Annotated in this window: 22 protein-coding genes; 17 read left to right on the forward strand and 5 right to left on the reverse strand. The window is 62.0% G+C overall.

The features are described from left to right. The first annotated feature begins 51 nt into the window (after window positions 1-51). Window positions 52-1,722, forward strand: coding sequence for a putative bifunctional diguanylate cyclase/phosphodiesterase (locus BUC40_RS19525; protein WP_073267949.1), 1,671 nt, complete (start codon window positions 52-54; stop codon window positions 1,720-1,722). 21 nt (window positions 1,723-1,743) lie between these two features. On the opposite strand, the gene BUC40_RS19530 is transcribed toward BUC40_RS19525, so the two are convergent. Further along, complete coding sequence (locus tag BUC40_RS19530; RefSeq protein WP_073267951.1) at window positions 1,744-3,120, reverse strand: NorM family multidrug efflux MATE transporter; 1,377 nt, start codon at window positions 3,118-3,120, stop codon at window positions 1,744-1,746. 139 nt (window positions 3,121-3,259) lie between these two features. On the opposite strand from BUC40_RS19530, the gene BUC40_RS19535 reads away from it, so the two are divergent. The 8 genes from BUC40_RS19535 (at window position 3,260) to bamJ (ending at window position 12,932) form a co-directional block, all read left to right on the forward strand. After that, a complete protein-coding gene (locus tag BUC40_RS19535; RefSeq protein ID WP_073267953.1) occupies window positions 3,260-4,180 on the forward strand; it encodes a LysR substrate-binding domain-containing protein in 921 nt (306 codons plus the stop codon). A 185-nt stretch (window positions 4,181-4,365) separates the two neighbouring features. Further along, on the forward strand, window positions 4,366-6,342 hold the full coding sequence (locus tag BUC40_RS19540) for a methyl-accepting chemotaxis protein (RefSeq protein ID WP_073267955.1): 1,977 nt from the start codon (window positions 4,366-4,368) through the stop codon (window positions 6,340-6,342). Window positions 6,343-6,863: 521 nt separating this feature from the next. Beyond that, the gene (locus tag BUC40_RS19545) at window positions 6,864-8,027 is read left to right on the forward strand and encodes a type III PLP-dependent enzyme (RefSeq protein WP_073267957.1); all 1,164 of its coding nucleotides are present in this window, start codon (window positions 6,864-6,866) and stop codon (window positions 8,025-8,027) included. A 137-nt stretch (window positions 8,028-8,164) separates the two neighbouring features. After that, window positions 8,165-10,654, forward strand: a complete 2,490-nt coding sequence (locus BUC40_RS19550; RefSeq protein WP_073267958.1) for a Lon protease family protein — start codon at window positions 8,165-8,167, stop codon at window positions 10,652-10,654. A 163-nt stretch (window positions 10,655-10,817) separates the two neighbouring features. Next, window positions 10,818-11,159 (forward strand): PA4575 family protein, encoded by a 342-nt coding sequence (locus BUC40_RS19555; protein ID WP_073267959.1) that lies wholly within the window; start codon window positions 10,818-10,820, stop codon window positions 11,157-11,159. Window positions 11,160-11,348: 189 nt separating this feature from the next. Beyond that, window positions 11,349-11,837 (forward strand): TIGR00645 family protein, encoded by a 489-nt coding sequence (locus tag BUC40_RS19560; RefSeq protein WP_073267960.1) that lies wholly within the window; start codon window positions 11,349-11,351, stop codon window positions 11,835-11,837. A 107-nt stretch (window positions 11,838-11,944) separates the two neighbouring features. Further along, window positions 11,945-12,250: a DUF6482 family protein gene (locus BUC40_RS19565; protein WP_073267962.1), complete on the forward strand. Its 306-nt coding sequence runs from the start codon at window positions 11,945-11,947 to the stop codon at window positions 12,248-12,250. A 64-nt stretch (window positions 12,251-12,314) separates the two neighbouring features. After that, a complete protein-coding gene (bamJ, locus tag BUC40_RS19570; RefSeq protein WP_073267964.1) occupies window positions 12,315-12,932 on the forward strand; it encodes a BamJ family beta-barrel-assembly machinery protein in 618 nt (205 codons plus the stop codon). 272 nt (window positions 12,933-13,204) lie between these two features. Here bamJ and BUC40_RS19575 read toward each other — a convergent pair whose 3' ends face one another. Further along, on the reverse strand, window positions 13,205-13,432 hold the full coding sequence (locus tag BUC40_RS19575) for a PA4570 family protein (protein WP_070887188.1): 228 nt from the start codon (window positions 13,430-13,432) through the stop codon (window positions 13,205-13,207). A gap of 173 nt (window positions 13,433-13,605) precedes the next feature. Then, entirely contained in the window at window positions 13,606-14,574 is a 969-nt protein-coding gene (locus BUC40_RS19580) for a polyprenyl synthetase family protein (protein WP_073268106.1), read from the reverse strand. Between the two features lie 273 nt (window positions 14,575-14,847). On the opposite strand from BUC40_RS19580, the gene rplU reads away from it, so the two are divergent. From rplU to BUC40_RS19605, 5 genes are all read left to right on the forward strand, one after another. Next, window positions 14,848-15,159 (forward strand): 50S ribosomal protein L21, encoded by a 312-nt coding sequence (gene rplU, locus BUC40_RS19585; protein ID WP_073267966.1) that lies wholly within the window; start codon window positions 14,848-14,850, stop codon window positions 15,157-15,159. A 38-nt stretch (window positions 15,160-15,197) separates the two neighbouring features. Beyond that, complete coding sequence (rpmA, locus tag BUC40_RS19590; RefSeq protein ID WP_003176049.1) at window positions 15,198-15,455, forward strand: 50S ribosomal protein L27; 258 nt, start codon at window positions 15,198-15,200, stop codon at window positions 15,453-15,455. A gap of 227 nt (window positions 15,456-15,682) precedes the next feature. Continuing rightward, window positions 15,683-16,906 carry an Obg family GTPase CgtA gene (cgtA, locus tag BUC40_RS19595; protein WP_073267968.1) on the forward strand — a complete coding sequence of 408 codons (1,224 nt, stop codon included), beginning with the start codon at window positions 15,683-15,685 and terminating at the stop codon, window positions 16,904-16,906. Window positions 16,907-17,006: 100 nt separating this feature from the next. After that, entirely contained in the window at window positions 17,007-18,125 is a 1,119-nt protein-coding gene (proB, locus tag BUC40_RS19600) for a glutamate 5-kinase (RefSeq protein ID WP_073267970.1), read from the forward strand. A gap of 21 nt (window positions 18,126-18,146) precedes the next feature. After that, complete coding sequence (locus BUC40_RS19605; RefSeq protein WP_073267972.1) at window positions 18,147-18,611, forward strand: CreA family protein; 465 nt, start codon at window positions 18,147-18,149, stop codon at window positions 18,609-18,611. 24 nt (window positions 18,612-18,635) lie between these two features. Here the strand turns inward: BUC40_RS19605 and BUC40_RS19610 are convergent, their stop codons facing one another. Next, window positions 18,636-20,261, reverse strand: coding sequence for a methyl-accepting chemotaxis protein (locus tag BUC40_RS19610; RefSeq protein WP_073267974.1), 1,626 nt, complete (start codon window positions 20,259-20,261; stop codon window positions 18,636-18,638). 172 nt (window positions 20,262-20,433) lie between these two features. Beyond that, complete coding sequence (gene rpsT / locus BUC40_RS19615; protein ID WP_042556309.1) at window positions 20,434-20,709, reverse strand: 30S ribosomal protein S20; 276 nt, start codon at window positions 20,707-20,709, stop codon at window positions 20,434-20,436. Between the two features lie 260 nt (window positions 20,710-20,969). Between rpsT and murJ the strand changes: the two genes are divergently transcribed. From murJ to ileS, 3 genes are all read left to right on the forward strand, one after another. Further along, window positions 20,970-22,514: a murein biosynthesis integral membrane protein MurJ gene (murJ, locus tag BUC40_RS19625; protein WP_073267978.1), complete on the forward strand. Its 1,545-nt coding sequence runs from the start codon at window positions 20,970-20,972 to the stop codon at window positions 22,512-22,514. A gap of 96 nt (window positions 22,515-22,610) precedes the next feature. Beyond that, a complete protein-coding gene (ribF, locus tag BUC40_RS19630) occupies window positions 22,611-23,561 on the forward strand; it encodes a bifunctional riboflavin kinase/FAD synthetase (protein ID WP_073267979.1) in 951 nt (316 codons plus the stop codon). Next, window positions 23,558-26,392, forward strand: coding sequence for an isoleucine--tRNA ligase (gene ileS, locus BUC40_RS19635; RefSeq protein ID WP_073267981.1), 2,835 nt, complete (start codon window positions 23,558-23,560; stop codon window positions 26,390-26,392). The genes ribF and ileS overlap by 4 nt, the downstream gene beginning before the upstream one ends. Window positions 26,393-26,421: the final 29 nt, after the last annotated feature.

Raw genomic sequence — 26,421 nt, forward strand, 5'->3', positions numbered from 1 at the left:
TTCAGAAGCACTGGTAAGTGCTCATTTTTTTCGTGCATCGGGGGGTATTTCTTGAGCGCATTCGTCGAGCCGTTACGTCTGGTTCTGCTGGCGGAAACGCCGCAGTGGCGCGAACTGTTGTGCGAGCGCCTGGAAGTTGCCGGCAGCCCGGTGCCGTTGAGCTGCGCGTCCAGCTGGTTGGACGCCAGCATGCTGCTCGATGAAGCCAGCGATGCAGTGCTGCTCACCACGCCAGCGCACCTGCCAGACTCCAGGCGCTGCGCCGCGCCGATCATTCTTTTGCTGGAGCAGGAGCCGAGCGAGGCGCCGCCCCAGGTCTGCGACTGGCTGGTGCGTGACCAACTGAGCGCTGACGTGTTGCGCCGCAGCCTGCGGTATGTGCGCGAGCAGGGCCGCTTGCGCATGACCCTGCAACAGCTGGCCGAGCAGGATGCCCTCACCGGCATCGCCAATCGTCAGGGTTTTCATACCTTGCTGGCAGCGCGCCTTGGCGAGCAGGGCCGTCGCGGCCTGGCGCTGATCCAGCTGGACCTGGACAACTTCCGCCAGGCCAATGATGCCCTCGGCCACCTGGCTGGCGATCAGCTGATTCAGCAGGTAGTGGCGCGTCTCGAACAGCACCTGGGCCGCGGTGATCAGCTGGCGCGGCTGGGCGGCGATGAGTTCGCCCTGCTGGTCGACAGCCATGGCGACGTCGAGCGTTTTCACGGCTGGGTTCAGCACCTGCTCGAAGCGCTGGGCGAGCCGTACTGGGTCGAGGGCGAAAGCCTGCTGCTGGGCTGCAGCCTTGGCGTGGCGCTGGCCAAACCGGCAAGCACCGCCGATACCCTGATGTGGCACGCCCATATCGCCATGCAGCAGGCGAAAAGCCGGCAGGGCTGCACCTATCACCTATACGACGAGCGTCTCGACCACGGCATGCGCAGCCAGGTCGACATGCAGCGCGAGCTGCGCCGGGCGCTGCGCAAAGGTGAGCTGCAGCTGCATTATCAGCCGCGCTTCTGTTTGCACACGGGGCGCATCGTCGGCCTGGAGGCGCTGGTGCGCTGGCAGCACGAGCAATATGGTCTGCTGATGCCTGGCGAGTTCGTGCCGCTGGCCGAGGAGTGCGGGCTGATCGTACCGCTCGGTTACTGGGTGATCGACCGCGCGATGCGTGACATGCAGCTGTTGCGCGAGCGTGGCCACCCGGCGTTGCACATGGCGGTCAACCTGTCGTTCCGCCAGTTCCAGGACAGCCAGTTGCTGCCGACCCTGGAGCGGCTGATCGACAGCTGCGGTATCGACAGCCACTGGCTGGAGTTCGAGCTGACCGAAACTGCGGTGATGCGCCGCAGCGACTACGTGCTGCAGACCATGCGCCGTCTTGGGCATCTGGGCGTGCGCTTCTCCCTGGACGACTTCGGCACCGGCTTCTCGTCCTTCGAGCACCTGAGCAACCTGCCTATCGCCCTGCTGAAGATCGACCGCAGCTTCGTCACCGGCATGGAAACGCGCCCGCAGAGCCAACAGCTGGTGCAGGCGATGATCAGCCTGGCCCATAACCTCGACCTGCAAGTGGTCGCCGAAGGTGTGGAAACCCTGGAACAGCTCCAGCTGCTGCGCGAGTTCGGTTGTGATCAGGCGCAGGGCTACTTGATCAGCAAGGCGATGCCATTGACAGAGCTGGCGCGCTTTCTGTCGGCGGACGTTCGCCAGTCGCTACTCGGTGGTCGACCCTAGCCGCAGCGATCAGCTGCCCAATCAGGACGGGCAGGCCTGCGTGGCCTCTGGCTTTTGCAGACGCCCAGTTTTCCACTGGAAGCCCAGCACCAGGCCGCTCGCCGTCACCGCCAGACCCGCAGCCAAGCCCCACCACACGCCATGGGCGCCCCAGCCAAATGGGAAGGCCAGCAGCCAGGCCAGTGGCGCGCCAATGCACCAGTAGCCGGTCAGGCCGATCACCAGGGTCAGACGGCCGTCGTTGAGGCCACGGATCGCTCCCATGGCGATGCTCTGCAGGCCGTCGAACAGCTCGAACCAGGCGGCAATCGCCAGCAGGCTCACTGCGAGGGTGACAATCTCGGCGAACGCCGGATCGTGACGGTCGAGATACAGGCCGATGATCCACTCCGGCAGCAGCCAGAACGCCAGGGCGAACAGCAGCATCAGCACGGCGCCCATACCCATGCCCAGGTGGCCGGCCAGACGCGACAGATGCAGGCGATCGGCGCCGTAGTGCATGCCGACCCGGAAGGTCACCGCATAAGAAAGACCGTGGGGCACGATAAAGGCCAGGGCGACCGATTGCATGGCGATCTGGTGCGCTGCCAGCTGCACACTGCCCAGGGCACCCATGCACAGGGTGGCGAAGGTAAACAGGCCTTGCTCGGCCGCGTAGGTGCCGCCAATCGGCAGGCCGAGGCGCAGCAGGGCGCGGATCTCGGCGCGTTGTGGCCGACCCAGGCCGCCGCGCAGCTTGTAACGCTGGTAGGTCGGCGACATCAGGATGTATAGCCCCAGGGCCAGCGCCATGGCGCTGCTGACCAGCGCGGTGGTCAGGCCGATACCGCTCAGGCCCAGGTCGACGCCGAACCAGCCTTTGATCAGCGCGTAGTTGATGATGAAGTTGGCGATGGTGCCGACGATGCTGATGGTCATCACCGGGCCGGGATGGCCGATGGCGCTGGTAAAGCCGCGCAAGGCCATAAAGCACAGGTAGGCGGGTAGGCCCAGCGACAGTGGGCGCAGAAAGCTCATGGCCTCGCTGGCAGCGGCCGGGTTCTGACCCAGATGCGGCAACAGTGGGCCCAGGCCATTGAGGCACAACGCGCTGATGACGCCGAGCAGTATCGCCAGCCATAGGCCGTTGCGCAGCAGGCGGGTGACGCCCTCAGCGTCTCCGGCGCCATGGCGGATGGCGATCATGCTGCCCACGGCGGCAACCACCCCGGTGCAGAAGATCGAGAAGATGAAGTAGCAGGTCGTGCCCAGGGCGCCGCCGGCCAGCTGCCCGGGGCCGAGCATGGCCATCATCAAGGTGTCGGTGAAAATCATCAGCGCGTGGGCCAGCTGCGCAGAGATCAGCGGCCCGGCCAGGCGCAGCAGCGAGCGCAGCTCGTGACGGAGGGGATTTTTCATGATGAGTAAAACTTCGGTAGGGTAAGCATCCCCGGACTGTCAGGAGATGAGCAATGACCGCTATTCTCAGGTTTGTAGCAGGTGGCCACAAAAGGAAAATAGCCATGCCAGGCATGATTAAAACTCATGGTTTAGGGCGATGACGCGGCGCTTGCCCCCTCTCTATGCCCTGCGTGCCTTCGAGGCCGCCGCGCGGCATCTCTCGTTCACCCGCGCCGCCGATGAGCTGGCGATCACCCAGAGTGCGGTGAGCCGGCACATTCGCACCCTCGAAGAACACTTCGCCTGCCGGCTGTTCGAGCGCCGCGGCCGGGCGTTGCACCTGACCGAGCCGGCGAGTCTGCTGCTGCCGGGCGTGCACGAAGGTTTCGAGTCCCTGGAGCGGGCCTGCGCGACCCTGCTCGTGGAGGACGGCACCTTGCGTCTCAAGGCGCCTTCGACTCTGACCATGCGCTGGCTGTTGGCGCGCCTGTCGCTGTTTCGCGCCCGGCATGCAGACCTTGAAGTGCAGCTCACCAGCGCCTGGATGGATCTTGATCGCGTGGATTTTCTCCATGAACCTTTCGATTGCGCCGTGTTACTCAGTGCCGGCACCTTCAGCAACGAATGGCATAGCGTGCGGCTGTTCGAGGAATGGCTGATCCCGGTCTACGCGCCAGGCGCCTCTGGCGAACAGCCCTGGGACGTCAGCCGCCTGCAACAGGCCGAGTTGGTACACCCGACGCCCGACCGCCGTGACTGGCGCCGCTGGCTGCAGGCCATGGACCTGACCGATCAGGTGTCGCTTAAGGGTGGCCAGGTGTTCGACACCCTGGAGCTAGGCATTGTCGCCGCCGCCCGTGGCTACGGCGTGTCGATCGGCGACCTGGCCATGGTCGCCGAGGACGTGCTGCTGGGACGTCTGGCGCTGCCCTGGCCGGCCGCCGTCTCCAGCGGTGAAAGCTATTACCTGGTGTGGCCCAAGGCGCGCCGCGGTCAGGAGCGTTTCGAGCGGCTGGCCGAGTTCCTGCTCGCCGAAGTGGCGGCCATGCAATTGCCCGAAGTGGAGCTACGCCGCTAGAAAACCGCTGAAAACTTTCATCTACGGGACGTTTTCATTACCCCACGTAAAAAATGGGGTGATAGCGTCATGATGGCCATTGACGCACTAAAACTCTCAAGTATTCTCCGCGCTCGCCGACGTACAGGCTGATCATTATTTATTCAATTACTCCATACAGGGACGATGGAGCACGGAGATGTTTCATGAACCAACCTCGTTCGCGTATCGCCTGGCAACTGGCGACGGCTCTTGCCGCCATGCTGGTGTTGCTGATCAGTGTCAGTACCGTATTTGCCCTGCGCTCGCTGAGCAGCGCCAACCTGGTGACCCGTGAAGAGCACCTTGGTAGCGAAGCACGCCTGCTCGCCGACCAGCTGAGCACTTTCCACGAGAGCCTGCGTGAAAGTACGCAGCGTCTGGCTGGCCTGTTCGAGCGACGTTTCAGCAGCGGCTTGCGCGTTAGCGCGGACGAGCGCGTCGCCGTCGGCGCCCTGCAAGCGCCTGCTCTCTATATGGGCAGCACCTTGCTGAACAACGATTTCAGCGAAGTCGACGAGTTTCGCCGCCTGACCGCCGGTGTGGCGACCATCTTCGTGCGTGATGGCGATGACTTCGTGCGTGTCACCACCTCGCTTACCAAACAGGATGGTGGCCGCGCCATCGGTACCGTGCTCGATCGCAACCACCCGGCCTATGCACGCCTGCTGGCCGGTGAGAGCTATGTGGGGCGCGCGCTGCTGTTTGAGCGTTTCTACATGACCCAGTACACCCCGGTGCGTGACAGCGCAGGCCGAGTGATCGCCGTGCTGTTCGTCGGCTTCGATTACACCGACGCGCAGAATGCCCAGTTCGCCAACCTGCAGCGCTTCCGCATCGGCAGCACTGGCTCGCTGGCGCTGCTCGACGACGGGAACAAATGGCTGGTGCCGCCTTATGGCGCGCAGCGCCCCGAGCAACTGACCGGCAACATGACGAAGGTGCTTGGCACGCCGGGCAAAGGTGGTTTCTGGAGCGACGGCGAGCAGCAGTTCTACAGCGTTGCCGTGCCATTCGCTGGCGGCCCATGGACTGTCGTGGCGAGCATGCCGGAAGCAGAGATCGAGGCCGTGACCTGGCGTGTCGGCAGCCAGCTGGCTATCGGCAGCCTGGTGACGTTGGTGCTGGCCGTGTTGGCGGTGATCTGGCTGCTGCGTCGCAAGCTGCGCCCGCTTGGTGACTTGGTTCAACAGGCTCAGGCATTGGGCGCTGGTGATCTGAGCGTGCGTCTGCAGGTCAAGAGCCATGACGAAATCGGCGAGCTGTCGCGCAGCTTCAACCAGATGAGCGAAGCGCTGTCGACCATGGTCTCGCACATCCGCAGTTCCGCCGGCAATGTCAGCCAGCGCGCCGAGGCGTTGTCTGGCCTGTCGCGTGGCGCCTATGAAGGCATCGAGCAGCAGTCCGGTGAGATCAGCAGCATGGCCGGCGCCGTGGAAGAGTTCAGCGCCACCTCGCTGAACATCGCCGACAACATGCGCAGCACCGAGCGTATGGCCAGCGAGAACGCCAGCCAGACACGTATTGGCCGCACCTCGATGGACGAGGCGTCCAACGCCCTGGAGCAGATTTCTACCTCGCTCAATAGCGCCGCCAAAGTTATCGACAGCCTCGGTCAGCGCTCTCAGGAAATCGGCGGCATCCTCAGCGTCATTACCTCGATCGCCGATCAGACCAACCTGCTGGCGCTCAACGCCGCCATCGAGGCTGCGCGTGCCGGTGAGCAGGGCCGTGGTTTTGCCGTCGTGGCTGACGAAGTGCGCAGCCTGGCCGGTCGTACCCGTGAGGCGACCACCGAGATCTCCAGCATGATCAGTAGCATTCAGGGTGAAACCAGCAGTGCGATCAGCACCATGGAGCAGGGCCGTCAGTTGATGCAGAACGGTCTTGAGCTCAACGCCAAGGTTGCTGCCGCGCTGACCCAGATCGCTGAGCAGACTAACGCCGCCGGCGAGCAGTTCGCCGCTATCACCACCGCGACCAGCGAGCAGAGCAGCACCGCCACAGTGCTGAGCAGCAACCTGCAAAGCATCGCCCAGGCCAACGGCGAGCAGCGCGAAGTAATCGCCAACCTAGCGCACACCTCCAAGGAGCTGGAGACACTGGCCGCTGACTTACATCGCGAAGTCGAGCGTTTCCGCTAAGTCCCTCTCTCGGCAGCGCAGCTAAAACAGCTACGCGTCGCCGCTTGGTCAGCCCCGTTCTGGGGTTGGCCAACACTACTGTCATCGCTTTGAAAGCAGCCCATGCCAGGCTTATCGCCGGGCATGGGTTTTTCATGTGCGGGCCTCGGCTGTGCAGCATTCCGCCGTGGTTTGTGTGGAATCCAAAACGCCTGTGAAATCAGTTTCCGCTCAGGGCAATTTTTGGTTGATCTGAGCGGGGCATGGTCTTAAAGTCCGCGGCCGAACGTCCATGCTGGCAACGATCCATTCGGCTCAAGTACTGACGACGAGAGGTTGCGGCGCCTGATTGCAGGCTGCGCAATTCTCGGCGACATGCCTTGGGAAGTAGGCGAACCAAAGTGGGGAAACTGATCAGACGTTCGTGGCCTGGAAACAGGCCTTCCGGCCGATTGCAAAATCAGCCGCCCCCGATGTTGAACCTGTGCCCGGTTCAACTGCCCGAATCCTAGTGTTCATGGTTTAGCCATCTGGAGTGCCGCATGCCGATCAAGGTCGAAGACTACTACCCACGCGAAACTTTCAACAAAATGAAAGCCTTCGCCGACCAGCATGAAACCCCGTTCGTGGTGATCGATACCGCGATCATCAAGCAGGCCTACGACGACCTGCGTGCCGGTTTCGAGTTCGCCAAGGTGTATTACGCCGTCAAGGCCAACCCAGCGATCGAAATCATCGAGCTGCTGCGCGACAAGGGCTCGAACTTCGATATCGCCTCGATCTACGAGCTGGACAAGGTGCTGTCCGCCGGCGTCAGCCCGGACCGCATGAGCTACGGCAACACCATCAAGAAAGCCCGCGACGTGCGCTACTTCTACGAGAAGGGCGTGCGCCTGTTCGCCACTGACTCCGAAGCAGACCTGCGCAACATCGCCAAGGCCGCGCCGGGCTCGAAGATCTATGTGCGTATCCTCACCGAAGGCTCGACTTCGGCTGACTGGCCGCTGAGCCGCAAGTTCGGCTGCCAGACCGACATGGCCATGGATCTGCTGATCCTCGCCAAACAGCTGGGGCTGGTGCCGTACGGCATCTCCTTCCACGTTGGCTCGCAGCAACGCGATATCGACGTATGGGACGCCGCCATCGCCAAGGTCAAGGTGATCTTCGAGCGTCTTAAAGAAGAAGACGGCATCGTCCTGCAGATGATCAACATGGGCGGCGGCTTCCCGGCCAACTACATCACCCGTACCAACAGCCTGGAAACCTACGCGGAAGAAATCATCCGCTTCCTCAAGGACGATTTCGGCGACGAGCTGCCGGAAATCATCCTCGAGCCAGGCCGTTCACTGATCGCCAACGCCGGCATCCTGGTCAGCGAAGTGGTCCTGGTCGCGCGTAAATCGCGCACCGCCGTGGAGCGCTGGGTATACACCGACGTGGGCAAGTTCAGCGGCTTGATCGAAACCATGGACGAAGCCATCAAATTCCCGGTCTGGACCGAGAAAAAGGGCGAGATGGAGGAAGTAGTCATCGCTGGCCCGACCTGCGACAGCGCCGACATCATGTACGAGCACTACAAGTACGGCCTGCCGCTGAACCTGGCCAGCGGTGACCGCCTGTACTGGTTCTCTACCGGCGCCTACACCACCAGCTACAGCGCGGTGGAATTCAATGGCTTCCCGCCGCTGAAATCCTTCTACCTGTAAGCCCTGCTGCAATGCCAAGCGCCCGCACCTGTCGCGGGCGTTTTGCTTTCTGCTCGTGAGCACCAATGGTGCCTTGCCAGCGGGAAGTAGGCAGCGCGAGAATGCAGACACTTCTCCGCGGTATTTAAGGATCCCCGATGCCCGATCCCGTTGCAGCCGGCCTGCGCCTGGCGCCCGATGCACTCACCCGTCCCTTCTCGCCCACGCAGTTCGCCTTTACCACCACCGATGATCTGGAACCCTTCCGCGGTGTGCTGGGGCAGGAGCGTGCCGTGCAGGCACTGCAATTCGGCGTGGCGATGCCGCGCCCCGGCTATAACGTATTCGTCATGGGCGAGCCGGGCACCGGTCGCTTCTCGTTCGTCAAACGCTACCTGCGGGCCGAGGGCAAACGCCTGGAAACCCCGCCGGATCGCGTCTACGTCAACCACTTCGACGAGCCCCGCGAGCCCCGCGCTGTGGAGCTGGCGGCTGGCACCGCTGGCGAGTTCATCGCCGACATCAACGCACTGATCGACAACCTGCTGGCGACCTTTCCGGCGGTATTCGAGCATCCGTCGTTCCAGCAAAAGAAGAGCGCCATCGACCGCGCCTTCAACAAGCGCTACGACCAGGCGCTGGACGTGATCGAGAAGCTGTCGCTGGAGCGCGGCATCGCGCTGTACCGCGACAGTACCAATATCGCCTTCACACCGATGCTCGATGGCAAGGCGCTGGACGAAGCCGAGTTCGCACAACTGCCCGAGGCCGATCGTGAGCGTTTTCACGACGATATCGCCGCGCTGGAGGAACGCCTCAACGAAGAGCTGGCCAGCCTGCCGCAATGGAAGCGTGAGTCCAGCAATCAGCTGCGTCAGCTCAACGAAGACACCATCACCGTTGCCCTGCAGCCGCTGCTGGCGCCGTTGTCGCAGAAGTACGCCGAGAACGCCGGCGTGTGCGCCTACCTGCAGGCCATGCAGGTGGATCTGCTGAAAAGCGTGATTGATCTGCTCATCGAGGTGGAAAAGGCCGATGCCCAGACCCGCAAACTGCTCGAAGAACTGTATTGCCCGAGCCTGATCGTTGGCCATCATGCTGACGGCGGCGCGCCGGTGGTGTTCGAGCCGCACCCGACCTACGACAACCTGTTCGGGCGCATCGAGTACAACACTGATCAAGGCGCGCTCTACACCAGCTATCGCCAGCTGCGCCCCGGCGCGCTGCACCGCGCCAACGGCGGCTTCCTGATCCTCGAAGCCGAGAAGTTTCTCAGCGAGCCGTTCGTCTGGGAGGCGCTCAAGCGCGCCCTGCAGTCGCGCAAACTGAAGATGGAATCGCCGCTCGGCGATCTGGGCCGCATCGCCACGGTCACTCTGAATCCGGAAACCATTCCGCTGCAGCTCAAGGTGGTGATCATCGGCTCGCGTCAGCTTTATTACGCGCTGCAGGATGCCGATCCGGACTTTCAGGAGATGTTCCGCGTACTGGTCGATTTCGACGAGGACATTCCCCTGGCGGACGAGAGCCTGGAGCAGTTCGCCCAGCTGATGAAAACCCGCACCACCGAAGAGGGCATGGCGCCGCTGAGCGCTGCCGCTGTGGCACGCCTGGCGACTCACAGTGCGCGTCTGGCGGAACATCAAGGGCGCCTGTCGGCGCGTATCGGCGACTTGTTCCAGCTGGTCAGCGAGGCGGATTTCATCCGCAATCTGGCAGGCGAAGCGGTCACCGACGCCGACCATATCGAACGTGCCCTTAAAGCCAAGGCCACGCGTACCGGTCGGGTTTCCGCGCGGATCATCGACGACATGCTGGCCGGCATCATCCTGATCGACACCGCAGGGGCCGCCATCGGCAAATGCAACGGCCTGACCGTGCTGGAAGTCGGTGACTCGGCCTTTGGCGTGCCAGCGCGGATTTCCGCGACCGTTTACCCAGGCGGCTCGGGCATCGTCGACATCGAGCGTGAGGTCAACCTTGGCCAACCCATTCACTCCAAGGGCGTGATGATCCTCACCGGTTTCCTCGGCAGCCGCTATGCCCAGGAATTCCCGCTGGAAATTTCCGCGAGCATCGCCCTGGAGCAGTCCTACGGTTATGTGGATGGCGACAGCGCTTCGCTTGGCGAGGTTTGCACGCTGATCTCCGCCTTGTCACGCACGCCGCTCAAGCAGTGCTTTGCCATTACCGGTTCGATCAACCAGTTTGGCGAGGTGCAGGCCGTTGGCGGCGTCAACGAGAAGATCGAAGGCTTCTTCCGCCTTTGCGAAGCGCGTGGCCTGACGGGCGAGCAGGGCGCGATTATCCCGCATTCCAACGTCTCCACGCTGATGCTCGACGAGCGTGTGCTGCAGGCTGTGCGCGCCGGGCAGTTCCACGTGTACTCGGTGCGCCATGTCGATGAGGCGCTGAGCCTGCTGGTTGGCGAAGACGCTGGTACGCCGGATGACAAGGGCCGTTTCCCTGCGGGCAGTGTCAACGCTCGGGTGGTCGAACGTTTGCGCGAGATCGCCGAAATCGGTATGGGCGAGGAAGAGAAACCGGAGCAGGCCAAAGAAGCGCTGACCGCCGCGCTGCCGGAAAAGGCGCCGAAGAAACCGCGCGGGAAAAAATCGACGGTCGAGCCGGTCAACACGCCGAGCTGATCAATCGGTGATCGGCTCTGCTACTGCCATTTAGCCGGCTGCATGACAGGTGCTTGCGCACCTGTCATGCACAAGGTTATCCACAGCTTTTGTGTATAAACCTGGCTTTGCCTGATTGCCTGGCAGGTGTAGGCTGCACGGGTATTCCGCGAGGATTGCCGCCATGTCGCGTAGCCTCTGCCTGACCCGTCATTACCTCGGTGTAACCACTCGCATCGAATGTACGGTGTTGCCCCTGGCGGGTGAGCAAGGGCTGTGGACGCTGATCTGCATCGCCGGAATGTCCGCTCGCCAACCCACTGCCATCAAAGCGCAAGGCCCATTCCACGGGCCTTTAGTCGTTGAACACTTGCTCGATGATATTGCCGAGAGCCTCGCTGCCCAAGGTTATGAGCCGTGCGAGGAACCCTTGATCTGGCAGTTGCACGCCCAGGCGCAGTTGCGTCGCCTCAACGGTACGGGTGGCGGTTCGCGGGCCGCTACGCAGTCCTGGCCTGATAAGTAAGCGGATAGCTTTCGTGCGCTCTTTCAGCGACCGAGCAGTCAGCCTGCGACGCATGGCCGCGGATCTTATCCACAATCCATAAAGCGCCGACCGTCGAGCATAAAAAGCGCAGTTCAAGGCGCTGAAGATCGTTTTGTCTGCTCCCGGCCGATGGGTATACTCGCTCGCCTCTAATTACGGTGAGAGCCCATGGAACGCTTTATCGAAAACGCGATGTACGCGTCGCGCTGGTTGCTGGCCCCCATCTACTTCGGCCTGTCGCTTGGCCTGCTGGCGCTGGCCCTGAAGTTCTTCCAGGAAATTTTCCACATCCTGCCCAACATCTTCGCCATGGCCGAAGCGGAGCTGATTCTGGTACTGCTGTCTCTGGTCGATATGGCGCTGGTTGGCGGCTTGCTGGTGATGGTGATGATGTCCGGCTACGAAAATTTCGTCTCGCAACTGGATATCGATGACAGCAAGGAAAAGCTCGCCTGGCTCGGCAAGATGGATTCCAGCTCGCTGAAGATGAAGGTCGCAGCGTCCATCGTGGCGATCTCCTCGATCCATTTGCTACGAGTATTCATGGATGCGCGCAACCATGACCCCGAGCACCTGAAGTGGTACGTGATCATTCACATGACCTTCGTGGTGTCGGCCTTCGCCATGGGTTATCTGGACAAGCTGACCAAGCACTGATCATTGCTGGCAAACAAAACGCCCGGCCCGCAGATTGCGCGCCGGGTGTTTTGTTATCTGCAGGCCGACAATCGTATAGTGGCGCTTCTTGCCTGCGAGGACATGCCATGACCCTGCCTGAATTGCTGCAAGCGGCGCGCGCTGGTGCGGTGAGCGAACTCGAACTGATTTCCCTGGAAGGCGGCATCTACCTGCTGCAGATTCTCGGCCCGCAGCAGCGCGCCTATCTGGTCGATGATGTCGGGCGTAATCAGCATCTGCGCTCGGTCGAGCACGCCCGTGACCTGCTCGAGGATCTACCGGATGTGCCGATGTTTCTGGTGCATGCCTCGGCCTACGATGAAATGTGCGGCCTGCAGACGGGGTCGCGCGATGCCCTGCGCGTGCCGGTTGGCCTACGCAGCCGCTGGTAAGCGCAGAGCCCGCCTGGAACCGTGATAGGCTAGCCGGCCTTTTTTCCTGCTAGCGGAGCGGTATATGTCCGAACTCGATCTTTCTACTGACGAAGCACGCGTCAGCTACGGCATTGGCCGTCAACTGGGTGGCCAACTGCGTGACAATCCTCCACCGGGCGTGAGCCTGGACGCCGTTCTGGCAGGTCTGTCCGACGCCTTCGCTGGCCAGCAGAGCCGCGTCAGCGAAGCCGACCTGTCGGCCAGCTTCAAGGTCATCCGTGATGTGATGCAAGCTGAAGCCAAGGCCAAAGCCGATGCGGCAGCAGGCGAAGGCCTGGCCTTCCTGGCCGAGAACGCCAAGCGCGACGGCATCACCGTGCTGGAGTCGGGCCTGCAGTACGAAGTACTGACCGCCGGCGACGGCGCCAAGCCTTCGCGTGACGACAGCGTGCGCACTCACTACCACGGCACTCTGATCGACGGCAGCGTATTCGACAGCTCCTACGAGCGTGGCCAGCCGGCGGAGTTCCCGGTCGGTGGCGTGATCGCCGGCTGGACCGAGGCCCTGCAACTGATGGGCACCGGCAGCAAATGGCGCTTGTACGTGCCGAGCGAGCTGGCTTACGGCGCTCAGGGCGTTGGCAGCATCCCGCCGCACAGCGTGCTGGTGTTTGATGTCGAGCTGCTCGACATCCTGTAAGCACCTGCGAAGGCTGCTGCGCGTCAGCCTTGCGGCGTTAAAAATCGCCGAGGAAAGCCGCTTGCGGCTAACGCGCTTCAGCGCGGCCTGAAGGGCGAGCGGAGCGAGTAATGCTCATGTACAAAAGTACAGTCGGTCGCGACCCCGGCCGCTTGATTCGCTGCGCTCACCCTAGGGGCCAGCCGTTGGCTGTTATTTCGCTGCGCTGTGTTTCTCGGCGATTTTTGCCTTGCAATGCTCTAGCTCGCGAGCCTTTAGATGCCGCTCCAATGTCACGGGCGCAATGCTCGGGCATAGCAATACAGGAACAGGCTACGCACCAGCTCCTTGAGGATCAGCGGCTCGCTCGAGCTCAGTTCGTGCAGATCCAGGTCACCCTGTTTACGCAGTTCATCCAGTGCTTCCTCTTCAAGCACGGCGCAGACTTCTCCTGTCTCACGGTGCAGGATGCGTAGGTAGGGATGAGGGCGATCCAGCCAGGCGTCTATTAGATAAGTCATGCTTGCATCTCCCTTGGTAAATGGCAGATATGAGAATAATTCTTATTACGTTAATAGCAAGTCTTAATCGCGCCTTTCGTCGATCTGCCGATGTCTTGGCTTATTGAGCCGGGAGGGCGGGCATAAAAAAGCCCGTCACTGGGACGGGCTTCTGATGATGCTCTGGCGGGCGATCAGTGCGTGCGAGCCACGGCGAAATGGCTCAGCTCCACGAGTGCGTCGCGGTAGACGCTGGCGGGCAAGACTTCGAGGCAGGCGATGGCGCGTTCGGCGTACTCGCGCGCCATATTGGCGGTGTAGTCCAGGGCGCCAGCCGCTTCCACGGCATTGCGGATTCTTTCCAGATCTTCCAGTCCGCCTTTCTGAATCGCCTTGCGTACCAGAGCTGCCTGTTCGGCGTTGCCTTCGCGCATGGTGTAGATCAGCGGCAGGGTCGGCTTGCCTTCGGCCAGGTCGTCACCGACGTTCTTGCCCAGGGTGGCGGCATCACCCTTGTAGTCGAGCAGGTCGTCGACCAGCTGGAAGGCGACGCCCAAATGGTCGCCAAACAGGCGCAGCGCTTCGTTCTGTTCCGGTGTGGCTTCGGCCAGCGCTGCGGCACTCTGAGTCGAGGCCTCGAAGAGCATGGCGGTCTTGCCGCGGATGACCTCCATGTAGGTTTCTTCGCTGGTGCTGGCGTCGCGGATCTTCGAGAGCTGCAGCACTTCGCCTTCGGCGATCACCCGGGTCGCCTTGGAGAGGATCTTCATCACCGGCATCGAGCCGAGTTCGACCATCATTTCGAACGAGCGCGAATAAAGGAAATCGCCGACCAGCACGCTAGGCGCGTTGCCCCACTGGGCGTTGGCGGTGCTGCGGCCACGGCGCATGTCGGACATGTCGACTACGTCATCGTGCAGCAGGGTGGCGGTGTGCAGGAATTCGATGGTCGCGGCCAGTAGGCGCAGACGCTCGCCATTCATGCCCAAGGCCTTGCCGCTGAGCAAAACCAGGAGCGGGCGCAGGCGTTTGCCGCCAGCGGAGATGATGTAGTCGCCGATCTTCTCGACCAGCGGGACGCGGGACACCAGTTGCTGACGGATGATGCCGTCAACAGCGGTGAAATCATCCGCTACCACACTGTAAAAAGCCTGAGGTTGCATCGGCGACATATGCTCCTTTAGTAGGGCCTACTGACGTTAATAGACCCTAGTTTGCGCGGCATGCTAGGGGGCAGGGTGGGGGCTGTCAAGGCAACGGCAAGGGGCGCTTGCGCAGTGTCAATGGCTTGCGTACAATCGCGCACCCTGAACTTCCCCCTGGGTATTTCCCTGCCTTACGCAATTGCAAGGGTGTCCATCCGGCCCCAAGCAGCCATGCCAGCCGACACTTATTCCTATAAAGCGCTGGGTGAGCAGGATCAACGGAGATTTACCATGTACGCAGTAATTGTTACTGGTGGCAAGCAATACAAAGTCACCGAAGGCGAATTCCTCAAGGTCGAGAAACTGGAGCTGGCCACTGGCGAAGCTCTGACTTTCGACCGCGTGTTGCTGGTTGGCAACGGTGATGACGTCACCATCGGCGCACCTGTCGTCGAAGGCGCGAAGGTATCGGCTGAAGTCGTTTCGCAAGGTCGTCACGATAAAGTCACCATCATCAAGTTCCGTCGTCGTAAGCACCACATGAAGCGTCAGGGCCACCGTCAGTGGTTCACTGAGATCAAAATCACCGGTATTCAGGCCTGATTCTTCTCGTCTGAGCCCTTTATAGGAGTATTGAACTCATGGCACACAAAAAAGCTGGCGGTAGTACCCGCAACGGTCGCGACTCAGAAGCCAAACGCCTTGGCGTGAAGATGTATGGCGGCCAGAAAATCATTCCTGGCAACATCATCGTGCGTCAGCGCGGCACCCAATTCCACGCTGGTTATGGCGTTGGCATGGGTAAAGATCACACCCTCTTCGCGAAAATCGAAGGCGTGATCAAGTTCGAAGTAAAAGGCGCGTTCAACCGCCGCTACGTGAGCGTCGTCGCAGCCTAATCGCGACGTTGCTGGAAAAGCCCCGTCCTGCGACGGGGCTTTTTTGTTTCTGTATCCTATGGCGTGGCTTTTCGGTGACTTCCTCAATGGGAAGTGCCTCTAGGGTGCGCACCGTGTGGGTTCTTGCCAAACTGTCCTGGGTTGAGCGCGGGTGGTTTCAGGGCAATTTCGCAAGCACCCGGTGTTTCTTGTTTCAGTGACCCGCGTTTTAAGCGGGAGGTGTACCCATGAAATTCGTCGATGAAGTATCGATTTCTGTAAAGGCCGGTGACGGTGGCAACGGCATGATGAGCTTTCGTCGTGAGAAGTTCATCGAGAACGGCGGCCCTAACGGTGGTGATGGTGGTGATGGCGGCTCGATCTATATCGAGGCGATGGCCAACCTCAATACGCTGGTGGACTACCGCTATACCCGCCGCTTCCAGGCGCCCAATGGTGAGAAGGGCGGCAGCACCGACTGCACCGGCGCCAAGGGTGAAGACCTGATCCTGCCAGTGCCGATTGGCACCACGGTGATCGATGCTGGCACTCAGGAAGTGATTGGCGACCTGACCAAGGCCGGCCAGCGCCTGCTCGTCGCTCAGGGTGGCTGGCACGGCCTGGGCAATACCCGTTTCAAATCCAGTACCAATCGTGCGCCACGCCAGACCACTCCAGGCAAACCGGGCGATGCCCGTGACCTGAAGATGGAGCTCAAGGTGTTGGCAGATGTTGGTCTGCTTGGTTTGCCCAATGCGGGCAAGAGCACCTTCATTCGTTCGGTGTCGGCTGCCAAGCCGAAGGTTGCCGACTATCCGTTCACCACGCTGGTGCCGAACCTGGGTGTGGTCAGCGTCGACCGTTACAAGAGCTTTGTGGTCGCTGATATTCCGGGTTTGATCGAGGGTGCTTCCGAGGGCGCCGGCCTGGGGATTCGCTTCCTCAAGCATTTGTCGCGTACCCGCTTGCTGTTGCACCTCGTCGACATGGCGCCGCTGGATCTGACCGATCCTGCCGAGGCTGCTGCCACCATCGTTGCCGAGCTGACCAAGTTCAGCCCCGCGTTGGCCGAGCGTGAGCGCTGGCTGGTGCTGAACAAGGCTGACCAGATCCTCGATGAGGAGAAGGAGCAGCGTGTTGCCGAGATCGTCGCGCGGCTTGAGTGGGAAGGCCCGGTGTATGTGGTCTCGGCGCTGGCGCGCGAAGGTACCGAGCAGCTGTGCTACGACATCATGGACTTCCTCGAAGCCCGTGCTGAGCGTATCCAGGAGAACCCGGAGTTCGCCTCGCAGCTCGCCGAGCTCGATCAGCGTATCGAAGATGAAGCCCGTGCCCAGTTGCAGGCGCTGGATGACAAGCGTGCGTTGCGTCGTTCCGGTGTGCGGCCTGTTGGTGACGTCGAGGAAGACGACAGCTTCTGGGATCAGGAAGATGAAGAGGATGGCCCGGAAATCATATACGTCCGGGATTGATTGGACGACAGACGCCGCTTTTTAGCGGCGTTTTCGTAAGTTCGGCCGTTGCCGTCGGTGATGGCTTGCGAAAATGTGCTTCTGGCTAGGGTTGGAAAACATGCGTGACAAGGTAAGTGGTGCGCAGCGCTGGGTAGTGAAGATCGGCAGTGCCTTGCTGACCGCCGATGGCAAGGGGCTCGATCGCGGCGCCATGGCGGTGTGGGTCGAGCAGATGGTCGCTCTGCGTGCGCAGGGTGTCGAGCTGGTGCTGGTGTCGTCCGGCGCGGTAGCGGCGGGCATGAGTCGTCTTGGCTGGACGGCGCGACCGAGCGCGGTCCATGAGTTGCAAGCCGCTGCCGCTATTGGCCAGATGGGTCTGGTGCAGGCTTGGGAGTCGAGCTTTGGCGAGCATGGTCGGCGTACCGCGCAGATCCTCCTGACCCACGATGACCTGTCTGACCGCAAGCGCTACCTCAACGCGCGCAGCACCTTGCGCACGCTGGTCGATCTCGATGTGGTGCCGGTGATCAACGAGAACGATACGGTGGTCACCGAGGGCATTCGTTTCGGTGATAACGACACCCTGGCTGCACTGGTCGCCAACCTGGTGGAAGCTGACCTGCTGGTGATCCTGACCGACCGCGACGGCATGTTCGACGCTGATCCGCGTAACAACCCTGATGCCAAGCTGATTCATGAGGCGCGCGCCGATGACCCGGCGCTGGATGCCGTGGCCGGCGGTGTGGGTGGTGCGCTTGGGCGTGGCGGCATGCAGACCAAGCTGCGTGCTGCGCGCCTGGCCGCGCGCTCCGGCGCGCACACGGTGATCGTCGGCGGCGCCATCGAGCAGGTGCTGGCGCGGCTCAAGGCTGGCGAGCTGCTCGGCACCTTGCTGGTGCCCGAGCGCGGCATGCTGGCGGCGCGTAAGCAGTGGCTGGCCGGGCACCTGCAAACCCGCGGCACGCTGGTGCTGGACGATGGCGCGGTGAAAGCGCTGGGCTCCGATCGCAAAAGCTTGCTGCCGGTTGGCGTCAAAGCCGTGCAGGGTAGTTTCCGTCGCGGCGAAATGGTGGTCTGTGTGGCGCCGGACGGTCGGGAAATCGCCCGCGGTCTGGTCAACTACAGTGCGCTCGAGGCACAGAAGATCATCGGTCGTCCTTCGGATGAGATCGAGCGCTTGCTGGGCTATGTCGATGAGCCGGAACTGGTGCATCGCGACAATCTGATTCTGGTATGACGGCTGCTTAGGGGGGTTGCGATGCGTAGGCTTCTGTTGATTGCTGCAGCGGTGATGGCCGTACCGCTGGGTGCGGTTGCCGAGGAAGTGGGGCAGGTTTCCACGGTATTCAAATGGCTGGGGCCCAACGACAAGATCGTGGTCGAGGCATTCGATGACCCCAAAGTGGCAGGCGTGACCTGCTACCTGTCGCGGGCCAAGACTGGCGGTGTGAAGGGTGGGCTTGGTTTGGCGGAGGATCGTGCCGAGGCATCGATCGCCTGCCGCCAGGTCGGGCCGATCAGCTTTGTCGGTGAGCTCAAGGATGGCGATGAAGTCTTCCGCGAGCGTACCTCGCTGGTGTTCAAGACCATGCAGGTCGTGCGCTTCTTCGATCAGAAGCGCAACACCCTGGTGTACCTGGTCTACAGCGACCGCATCATCGAAGGTAGCCCGCAGAATGCGGTGACGGCCATTCCGATTCTGCCCTGGCCGAAAAGCAACTGAGTAGGCGGCGCTCGCCGCCTTTGCTCAGATCTTGAAGCGTGTCACCAGTGCGTTGAGGTCCACGGCCAGGCGCGACAGCTCCTGGCTGGAGGCGCTGGTCTGGTTGGCGCCGGCGGAGGTCTGCATGGACAGGTCGCGGATGTTCACCAAATTGCGGTCGACCTCTCTGGCCACCTGAGCCTGCTCTTCCGACGCGCTGGCGATCACTAGGTTGCGTTCGTTGATCATCGCGATGGCTTCGGTGATCTGCTCCAGCGCTTGGCCGGCGCCCTTGGCGACATCCAGTGTCGAGCGCGCTCGCTGGTTGCTGTTCTGCATGGCGGTAACGGTTTTCTCGGTGCCGGTCTGGATGCCGCCAATCATCCCTTCGATTTCCTGGGTCGACTGCTGGGTGCGGTGCGCCAGTGCGCGCACTTCATCGGCAACCACGGCAAACCCGCGGCCGGCTTCCCCGGCGCGCGCCGCTTCGATAGCGGCGTTTAGTGCGAGCAGGTTGGTCTGTTCGGCGATCGAGCGGATCACGTCGAGCACCTTGCTGATCTCGCGAATCTGTTCGGCCAACTTTTCTACTTCGCCTGATGTGTCGGTCACGTCGCGGGTCAGCTGGCTGATCGATTCGACCGTTTCGCGTACCTGTTCACGGCCGCGAATGGCTGTGTTGTTGGATTCCTTGGAGGCTTCCGAGGTGCTGACCGCATTGCGTGCTACTTCTTCCACGGCGGCAGTCATCTGGTTCACGGCTGTGGCCGCCTGCTCGATCTCGGTATTCTGCTGGTGCAGGCCACGAGTGGAATCTTCGGTGACTGCGTGCAGTTCTTCTGAGGCGGAGGCGAGCTGGTTGGAAGAGTCTGCGATGCTCTGAATCGCCCCGTGCAGGTTCTTCTGCATTGTCTGTAGGGCGCCCATCAGTCGTGCCGGCTCGTCGCTGCCGCTGACCTGGATGCGCTGGGTCAGGTCGCCAGCAGCGATAACGTTGGCAACGCTCAGGGCTTCACCCAGCGGCCGCACAATGCTGCGTGTCAGCATTAGGGCGAGAATGACCGTTATCACCAGGCTAATGGCCAGGGTAGCGATGACCATCGTCACGGCGCTATCGAAGGTGTCCTGGCTGACATCGGTCGATTGCTTGGCGCCAGCGTTGTTGAAGTCCGCGAGTTGGGTGATGGCGTTTGCCAAGTCGTCTGCGAGACTGACCAGTGGCCCATTGACCAACCGCACGGCGTCGTCGGGTTTGTTGCTGCGAACAGCATTCACCACCTGTTGTTGCACTGCTGAATACTTTTCATAGGCGCCGCGCAACTGGTCGAACAGTTTCTGCTCGTTAGGGCCGCTGATCCATCGGACATAGGCGTCGAGCTGGTCGGGTAGGGCTTTGGCGATACCGTCGACAACGGCAACCGTGCTCTGCCGATCGCTTTCATCGGTCAGCAGTACCATGCGCAGCGTGAGGGCGCGTAGGCGGCCAATGCTGTTGGTGATTCCCTCTGCGGCGAGTAGAGAGGGCAGCCAGTTGTCGCGCAGCTCGTCCGACGCATCGTCCATACGATTCATTTGCGACACCGAAAAAACTCCGAGCCCCAGTACGATCGCTGCTAACAGCGCGAATGCCAGGCTGGCACGTTTGCCAATGTTCAACCCTCTCAGCCACATGACAGAATTCCTTTCTTTGTCCGCGCGAGTGCTGCGGAATCAGTCGGCATATCGGCCGCTTCGCTTGTTGCTTGAGTGTATCGATAGCTAGGCTTTCGGGGGGGTGGTGTAGCTCTTTTCTACAGGCAATAAAAAACCGACCCTGAGGTCGGTTTTTCATGAAGCGGGACGCTTAAGCAGCAGCTTGGCTGAGTGCTTTGACGTGACCGTTCAGGCGGCTCTTGTGACGAGCGGCCTTGTTTTTGTGGATGATGCCTTTGTCGGCCATACGGTCGATAACAGGCACAGCCAGAACGTAAGCAGCTTGTGCTTTCTCGTGGTCTTTGGCGTCGATAGCCTTGACTACGTTCTTGATGTAGGTACGAACCATGGAGCGCAGGCTGGCGTTATGGCTACGACGCTTCTCAGCCTGTTTTGCGCGTTTTTTGGCAGAAGGTGTATTGGCCACCGTCAAGCTCCTCGAAAACTAAGGGGTTACAGACAAATAAGGCCGCGAATCATGCAGGCGAGCGAAGCACTTGTCAAGGTCGAACCTCGGTCAGTCGTCGCAAGGCGCCCTACAAGAAAGGATGCTTTATCGAGCCGGCAATTCTACACTTCCGGCCCGCACTTGCGACACCGCACCTTCGTGCGATGTCGGGGTCTGTTGCTGACGCGTGACAAGCGTCGCGCCTGATCATGTAATCGCCGATTGAGCATCTCTGCCGAATGAATCTTCTCAAGTCGCTGGCTGCGGTCAGCTCCATCACCATGCTGTCGCGGGTTCTCGGCTTCGTGCGCGACACCATCATGGCCCGGATTTTCGGTGCGGGCATCGCCTCGGATGCCTTCGTGGTGGCCTTCAAATTGCCCAACCTGCTGCGGCGTATTTTTGCCGAGGGAGCATTTTCCCAGGCATTCGTGCCGATCCTGGCGGAATACAAGACGCAGAAAGGTGAGGAGGCGACCCGTACCTTCGTCGCTTATGTTGCCGGCCAACTGACGCTTATCCTCGCGTTGGTGACGCTGCTCGGCGTGCTGGCTGCGCCCTGGATCGTATGGGCCTCGGCGCCGGGCTTCAGTGACAATCCCGAGCGCTTCGAGCTGACCAGCGATCTGCTGCGCGTAACCTTTCCTTATATTCTGCTGATCTCGCTGTCGTCGTTCGCCAGTGCGCTGCTCAATACCTGGAACCGTTTCGCCGTGCCGGCCTTCGTGCCGACGCTGCTCAACGTCAGCATGATCATTTTCGCGCTGTTCCTGACCCCGTACTTCGATCCGCCGATCATGGCCATGGGCTGGGCGGTATTGGTCGGCGGCCTGCTGCAGTTGCTCTATCAGCTGCCGCACCTGCGCAAGATCGGGCTTTTGGTGCTGCCGCGTCTCAACCTGCGCGACAGCGGCGTGTGGCGCGTGCTGCGGCAGATGGGGCCAGCGATTCTAGGCGTGTCGGTGGCGCAGATCTCGCTGATCATCAACACCATATTCGCCTCCTTTCTGGTTGCAGGCTCGGTGTCGTGGATGTATTACGCCGACCGCCTGATGGAGTTGCCGTCCGGCGTGCTGGGCGTTGCCTTGGGCACCATCCTGCTGCCGTCGCTGGCCAAGACCCACGCTGCTGAAGATCCCGCGGCCTATTCGAAACTGCTCGATTGGGGCCTGCGCCTGTGCATCCTGCTGGCGCTGCCTTGTGCGCTGGCGCTGGCGCTGCTCTCCGAGCCACTGGTGGTGGCGCTGTTCCAGTACGGCAACTTCACCGCCCATGACGCGGACATGACTCAGCGTGCCTTGCTGGCCTATTCGCTCGGTCTGCTGGGCATGCTGCTGGTCAAGGTGCTGGCGCCTGCCTTTTATGCGCGCCAGGACATCCGTACGCCAGTGCGCATCGCCATGTTCACGTTGCTGATGACGCAGGTGATGAACGTGCTGTTCATCTTCGTCATCCCCATGGCCCACGCCGGCCTGGCGTTGGCCATCGGCTTGGCGGCCTGCCTGAATGCCGGCTTGCTGTTCTGGAAGCTGCGCGCCCGCGGCTTCTACCAGCCACAACCGGGTTGGGCGATGTTCGCCAGCAAGCTGCTGGCGGCGGTGTTGGTGATGGTCGTTGTGCTGATCGGTATGCTCTGGCTGATGCCCGCCTGGAGCGACGGCAACATGCTGGCCCGTCTGCTGCGCCTGGGTGCGTTGGTGGCTGCCGGTGCGTTGAGCTATTTCGCGGTGCTGGGCATCCTCGGTTTCCGTCTGCGCGACTTCTCTCGGCGCTCGATTGCCTGATGGCGCCGCGGCGCGGCCAAATGAGCGCGCCGTATCTGCTACCCGGCACCAGCGGCTGTGCGTATAATTGGCCACTTTGTGAGCAAGAAGTGCGTTATGCAGCTGGTTCGAGGCCTTCATAATTTGCGGCCCCAGCATCGGGGCTGTGTCGCCACCATCGGTAATTTCGACGGCGTTCACCGTGGCCACCAGGCAATTCTGGCGCGTTTGCGCGAGCGCGCGGCAGAGCTGGGTGTGCCGAGCTGCGTAGTGCTGTTCGAGCCGCAGCCGCGTGAATACTTCGATCCAGAGGGCGCTCCGGCGCGTCTGAGCCGGCTGCGTGACAAGCTCGCCTTGTTGGCTGCCGAAGGCGTCGACCGGGTGTTGTGCCTGACCTTTAACCCGCGTCTACGCGAACTCAGCGCTGCCGAGTTCGTACAGCGTGCGCTGATCGACGGCCTGGGTGTTATGCACTTGGAAGTGGGCGACGATTTCCGCTTCGGTTGCGACCGCGCCGGAGATTTCGCCTTTCTGGCCGAGGCCGCGCAGCGTGAAGGCTTCAGCGTCGAGGCGGCCAAGACCGTGGAGATCGACGGGCAGCGGGTCAGCAGCACGCGTGTGCGTGAAGCGCTGGCCAGCGGTGACTTCGCCGTGGCCGAGCGCATGCTGGGCCGGCCGTTTCGCATCGTCGGGCGAGTGCTGCATGGCCAGAAGCTCGGTCGCCAGCTGAATGCGCCGACCGCCAACGTGCAGCTCAAACGTAAACGTGTACCGCTGACCGGGGTTTACCTGGTCAGCGTCGAGATAGACGATCAGCCATGGCCCGGCGTCGCCAATATCGGTGTGCGCCCCAGCGTGGCTGGCGACGGGAGCGCCCACCTCGAGGTGCACCTGCTGGATTTTGCCGGTGACCTGTATGGCCGGCGTTTGACGGTGGCTTTCCACCACAAGCTGCGCGATGAGCAGCGTTTCGCCTCGCTCGAGGCACTGAAGACGGCCATTGCGGCCGATATTGCCGCTGCCCGCGACCACTGGCAGCGCCATCCGCTGATGAAGAGCCTGACATGACCGATTACAAAGCCACGCTGAACCTGCCCGATACTCCCTTCCCGATGAAGGCAGGCTTGCCGCAACGCGAGCCGCAGACCCTGCAGCGCTGGATTGATATTGGTCTGTACGAAAAGCTGCGCAAGGCCGGCGAAGGCCGCCCGAAATTCGTGCTGCACGATGGCCCGCCCTATGCCAACGGCAGCATCCACATCGGTCACGCGCTGAACAAGATCCTCAAGGACATCATCACTCGTTCCAAGACCCTGGCCGGCTATGACGCGCCGTACGTGCCGGGCTGGGACTGCCACGGTCTGCCGATCGAGCACAAGGTCGAGACCACCTTCGGCAAGAACCAGCCGGCCGACCTGACCCGTGAGCGCTGCCGCACCTATGCGGCCGAGCAGGTCGAGGAGCAGAAGGCCAACTTCATCCGCCTCGGTGTGCTGGGTGACTGGAACAACCCGTACCTGACCATGAACTTCGCCAACGAGGCCGGCGAGATCCGCGCCCTGGCGGAAATGGTCAAGAACGGCTTCGTGTTCAAGGGGCTCAAGCCGGTCAACTTCTGTTTCGACTGCGGTTCGGCCCTGGCCGAGGCCGAGGTCGAGTACCAGGACAAGAAATCCGAAGCCATCGACGTGGCTTTCCCGGTCGAAGATGCCGAAAAGCTGGCTGCCGCCTTCGGCCTGGCCAGCCTGAGCAAGCCGACCGCCATCGTCATCTGGACCACCACGCCCTGGACCATCCCGGCCAACCAGGCGCTGAACGTGCACCCGGAATTCACCTACGCGCTGGTGGACGTGGGCGACCGCCTGCTGCTGCTCGCCGAGGAAATGGTCGAGAGCTGCCTGCAGCGCTTTGGCCTCGAGGGCCAGGTGGTCGCCACCGCCGAAGGTTCGGCGCTGGAACTGATCAACTTCCGTCACCCGTTCTATAATCGTCTGTCGCCGCTTTACCTGGCCGACTACGTCGAGCTGGGCGCCGGTACCGGTGTCGTCCACTCCGCGCCGGCCTATGGCGAGGACGACTTCCAGAGTTGCAAGCGCTACGGCATGAGCAACGACGAGATCCTCAATCCGGTGCAGAGCAACGGTGTGTACGTCGACTCGCTGCCGTTCTTCGGCGGCCAGTTCATCTGGAAGGCCACGCCGGCCATCGTCGCCAAGCTCGAAGAAGTGGGCGCGCTGCTCAAGCACGCCACTATCAGCCACAGCTACATGCACTGCTGGCGCCACAAGACCCCGCTGATCTACCGCGCCACTGCGCAGTGGTTCGTCGGTATGGACACCAAGCCGAAAGACGGCGCCACCCTGCGTGAGCGTTCGCTGGCGGCAATCGAAGACACCAAGTTCGTCCCGGCCTGGGGCCAGGCGCGCCTGCACAGCATGATCGCTGGTCGCCCGGACTGGTGCATCTCGCGTCAGCGCAACTGGGGCGTGCCGATCCCGTTCTTCACTCACAAGGAGAGCGGCGAGCTGCACCCGCGCACCGTGGAGCTGATGGAGGAGGTCGCCAAGCGCGTCGAGCAGCAAGGCATCGAAGCTTGGTTCAAGCTGGACGCCGCCGAGCTGCTCGGCGCCGAGGCCGATCAGTACGACAAGAGTCGCGACACCCTGGACGTGTGGTTCGACTCCGGCACCACCCACTGGCACGTGTTGCGCGGCTCCCACGCCGAGCTAGCGCACACCAGCGGCCCGGTGGCTGACCTGTACCTGGAAGGCTCCGACCAGCACCGCGGCTGGTTCCACTCATCCTTGCTAACCGGCTGCGCCATCGACGGCCATGCGCCATACAAGGAACTGCTGACCCACGGCTTCACCGTCGACGAGCAGGGCCGCAAGCAGTCCAAATCCCTCGGCAACGTGGTCGCGCCGCAGAAGGTCATCGACAGCATGGGCGCCGATATCCTGCGCCTGTGGGTGGCCTCCACCGATTACTCCGGCGAGATGGCGGTATCCGATCAGATCCTGCAGCGCAGTGCCGACGCCTACCGGCGCATCCGTAACACTGCGCGTTTCATGCTGGCCAACCTCAATGGCTTCAACCCGGCTACCGACCTGCTGCCGGTCGAGCAGATGCTCGATCTGGACCGCTGGGCCGTCGACGCCACCGCGCGCCTGCAGGACGAGCTGACCGAAGCCTACGCCGAGTACCGCTTCTGGAACGTGTATTCCAAGGTACACAACTTCTGCGTGCAGGAGCTGGGCGGCTTCTACCTGGACATCATCAAGGACCGCCAGTACACCACCGCACCTGACAGCATCGCCCGTCGTTCCTGCCAGAGCGCGCTGTTCCACATCTGCGAGGCGCTGGTGCGCTGGATCGCGCCGATCCTGTCGTTTACCGCCGAGGAAATCTGGCAGTTCCTGCCGGGCGAGCGCGCCGAGTCGGTGATGCTGGCCACCTGGTATGAGAACCTGGCTCGCCTGCCAGAAGGCGCCGAGCTGGGCAACGCCTATTGGGAGCGCGTGATGGCGGTCAAGGGCGCGGTCAACAAGGAGCTGGAAAACCTGCGCGCAACCAAGGCCATCGGTGCCAGCCTGCAGGCCGAAGTCACCTTGTTCAGTGATGACGCCCTGCGTAATGACCTGGGCAAGCTCGGCGACGAACTGCGCTTCGCGCTGATCACCTCCGCCGCTGCTACCGCGCCGCTGAGCGAAGCGCCGGCCGATGCGGTGGTCACCGAGGTCGAAGGCCTGAAGCTGAAGATCGTCAAGTCTACCCATGCCAAATGCGGCCGTTGCTGGCACCTGCGTGCCGATGTCGGCAGCCATGCCGAGCATCCGGAGCTGTGCAGCCGCTGCATCAGCAATATCGAAGGCAAGGGCGAGGTACGCCACCATGCGTAACGCCCTGGCCTGCACTGCGGAGATGCATT

The sequence above is a fragment of the Phytopseudomonas punonensis genome, from assembly GCF_900142655.1.
GTDB lineage: Bacteria > Pseudomonadota > Gammaproteobacteria > Pseudomonadales > Pseudomonadaceae > Aquipseudomonas > Aquipseudomonas punonensis.

Excerpts from the sequence above, each read along its gene's own strand:
- BUC40_RS19530 (WP_073267951.1), bottom strand. The coding sequence starts at position 3,120 with ATGAAAAATCCCCTCCGTCACGAGCTGCGCTCGCTGCTGCGCCTGGCC.
- BUC40_RS19535 (WP_073267953.1), top strand. The coding sequence starts at position 3,260 with ATGACGCGGCGCTTGCCCCCTCTCTATGCCCTGCGTGCCTTCGAGGCC.
- BUC40_RS19540 (WP_073267955.1), top strand. The coding sequence starts at position 4,366 with ATGAACCAACCTCGTTCGCGTATCGCCTGGCAACTGGCGACGGCTCTT.
- BUC40_RS19545 (WP_073267957.1), top strand. The coding sequence starts at position 6,864 with ATGCCGATCAAGGTCGAAGACTACTACCCACGCGAAACTTTCAACAAA.
- BUC40_RS19550 (WP_073267958.1), top strand. The coding sequence starts at position 8,165 with ATGCCCGATCCCGTTGCAGCCGGCCTGCGCCTGGCGCCCGATGCACTC.
- BUC40_RS19555 (WP_073267959.1), top strand. The coding sequence starts at position 10,818 with ATGTCGCGTAGCCTCTGCCTGACCCGTCATTACCTCGGTGTAACCACT.
- BUC40_RS19560 (WP_073267960.1), top strand. The coding sequence starts at position 11,349 with ATGGAACGCTTTATCGAAAACGCGATGTACGCGTCGCGCTGGTTGCTG.
- BUC40_RS19565 (WP_073267962.1), top strand. The coding sequence starts at position 11,945 with ATGACCCTGCCTGAATTGCTGCAAGCGGCGCGCGCTGGTGCGGTGAGC.
- bamJ (WP_073267964.1), top strand. The coding sequence starts at position 12,315 with ATGTCCGAACTCGATCTTTCTACTGACGAAGCACGCGTCAGCTACGGC.
- BUC40_RS19575 (WP_070887188.1), bottom strand. The coding sequence starts at position 13,432 with ATGACTTATCTAATAGACGCCTGGCTGGATCGCCCTCATCCCTACCTA.
- BUC40_RS19580 (WP_073268106.1), bottom strand. The coding sequence starts at position 14,574 with ATGCAACCTCAGGCTTTTTACAGTGTGGTAGCGGATGATTTCACCGCT.
- rplU (WP_073267966.1), top strand. The coding sequence starts at position 14,848 with ATGTACGCAGTAATTGTTACTGGTGGCAAGCAATACAAAGTCACCGAA.
- rpmA (WP_003176049.1), top strand. The coding sequence starts at position 15,198 with ATGGCACACAAAAAAGCTGGCGGTAGTACCCGCAACGGTCGCGACTCA.
- cgtA (WP_073267968.1), top strand. The coding sequence starts at position 15,683 with ATGAAATTCGTCGATGAAGTATCGATTTCTGTAAAGGCCGGTGACGGT.
- proB (WP_073267970.1), top strand. The coding sequence starts at position 17,007 with ATGCGTGACAAGGTAAGTGGTGCGCAGCGCTGGGTAGTGAAGATCGGC.
- BUC40_RS19605 (WP_073267972.1), top strand. The coding sequence starts at position 18,147 with ATGCGTAGGCTTCTGTTGATTGCTGCAGCGGTGATGGCCGTACCGCTG.
- BUC40_RS19610 (WP_073267974.1), bottom strand. The coding sequence starts at position 20,261 with ATGTGGCTGAGAGGGTTGAACATTGGCAAACGTGCCAGCCTGGCATTC.
- murJ (WP_073267978.1), top strand. The coding sequence starts at position 20,970 with ATGAATCTTCTCAAGTCGCTGGCTGCGGTCAGCTCCATCACCATGCTG.
- ribF (WP_073267979.1), top strand. The coding sequence starts at position 22,611 with ATGCAGCTGGTTCGAGGCCTTCATAATTTGCGGCCCCAGCATCGGGGC.
- ileS (WP_073267981.1), top strand. The coding sequence starts at position 23,558 with ATGACCGATTACAAAGCCACGCTGAACCTGCCCGATACTCCCTTCCCG.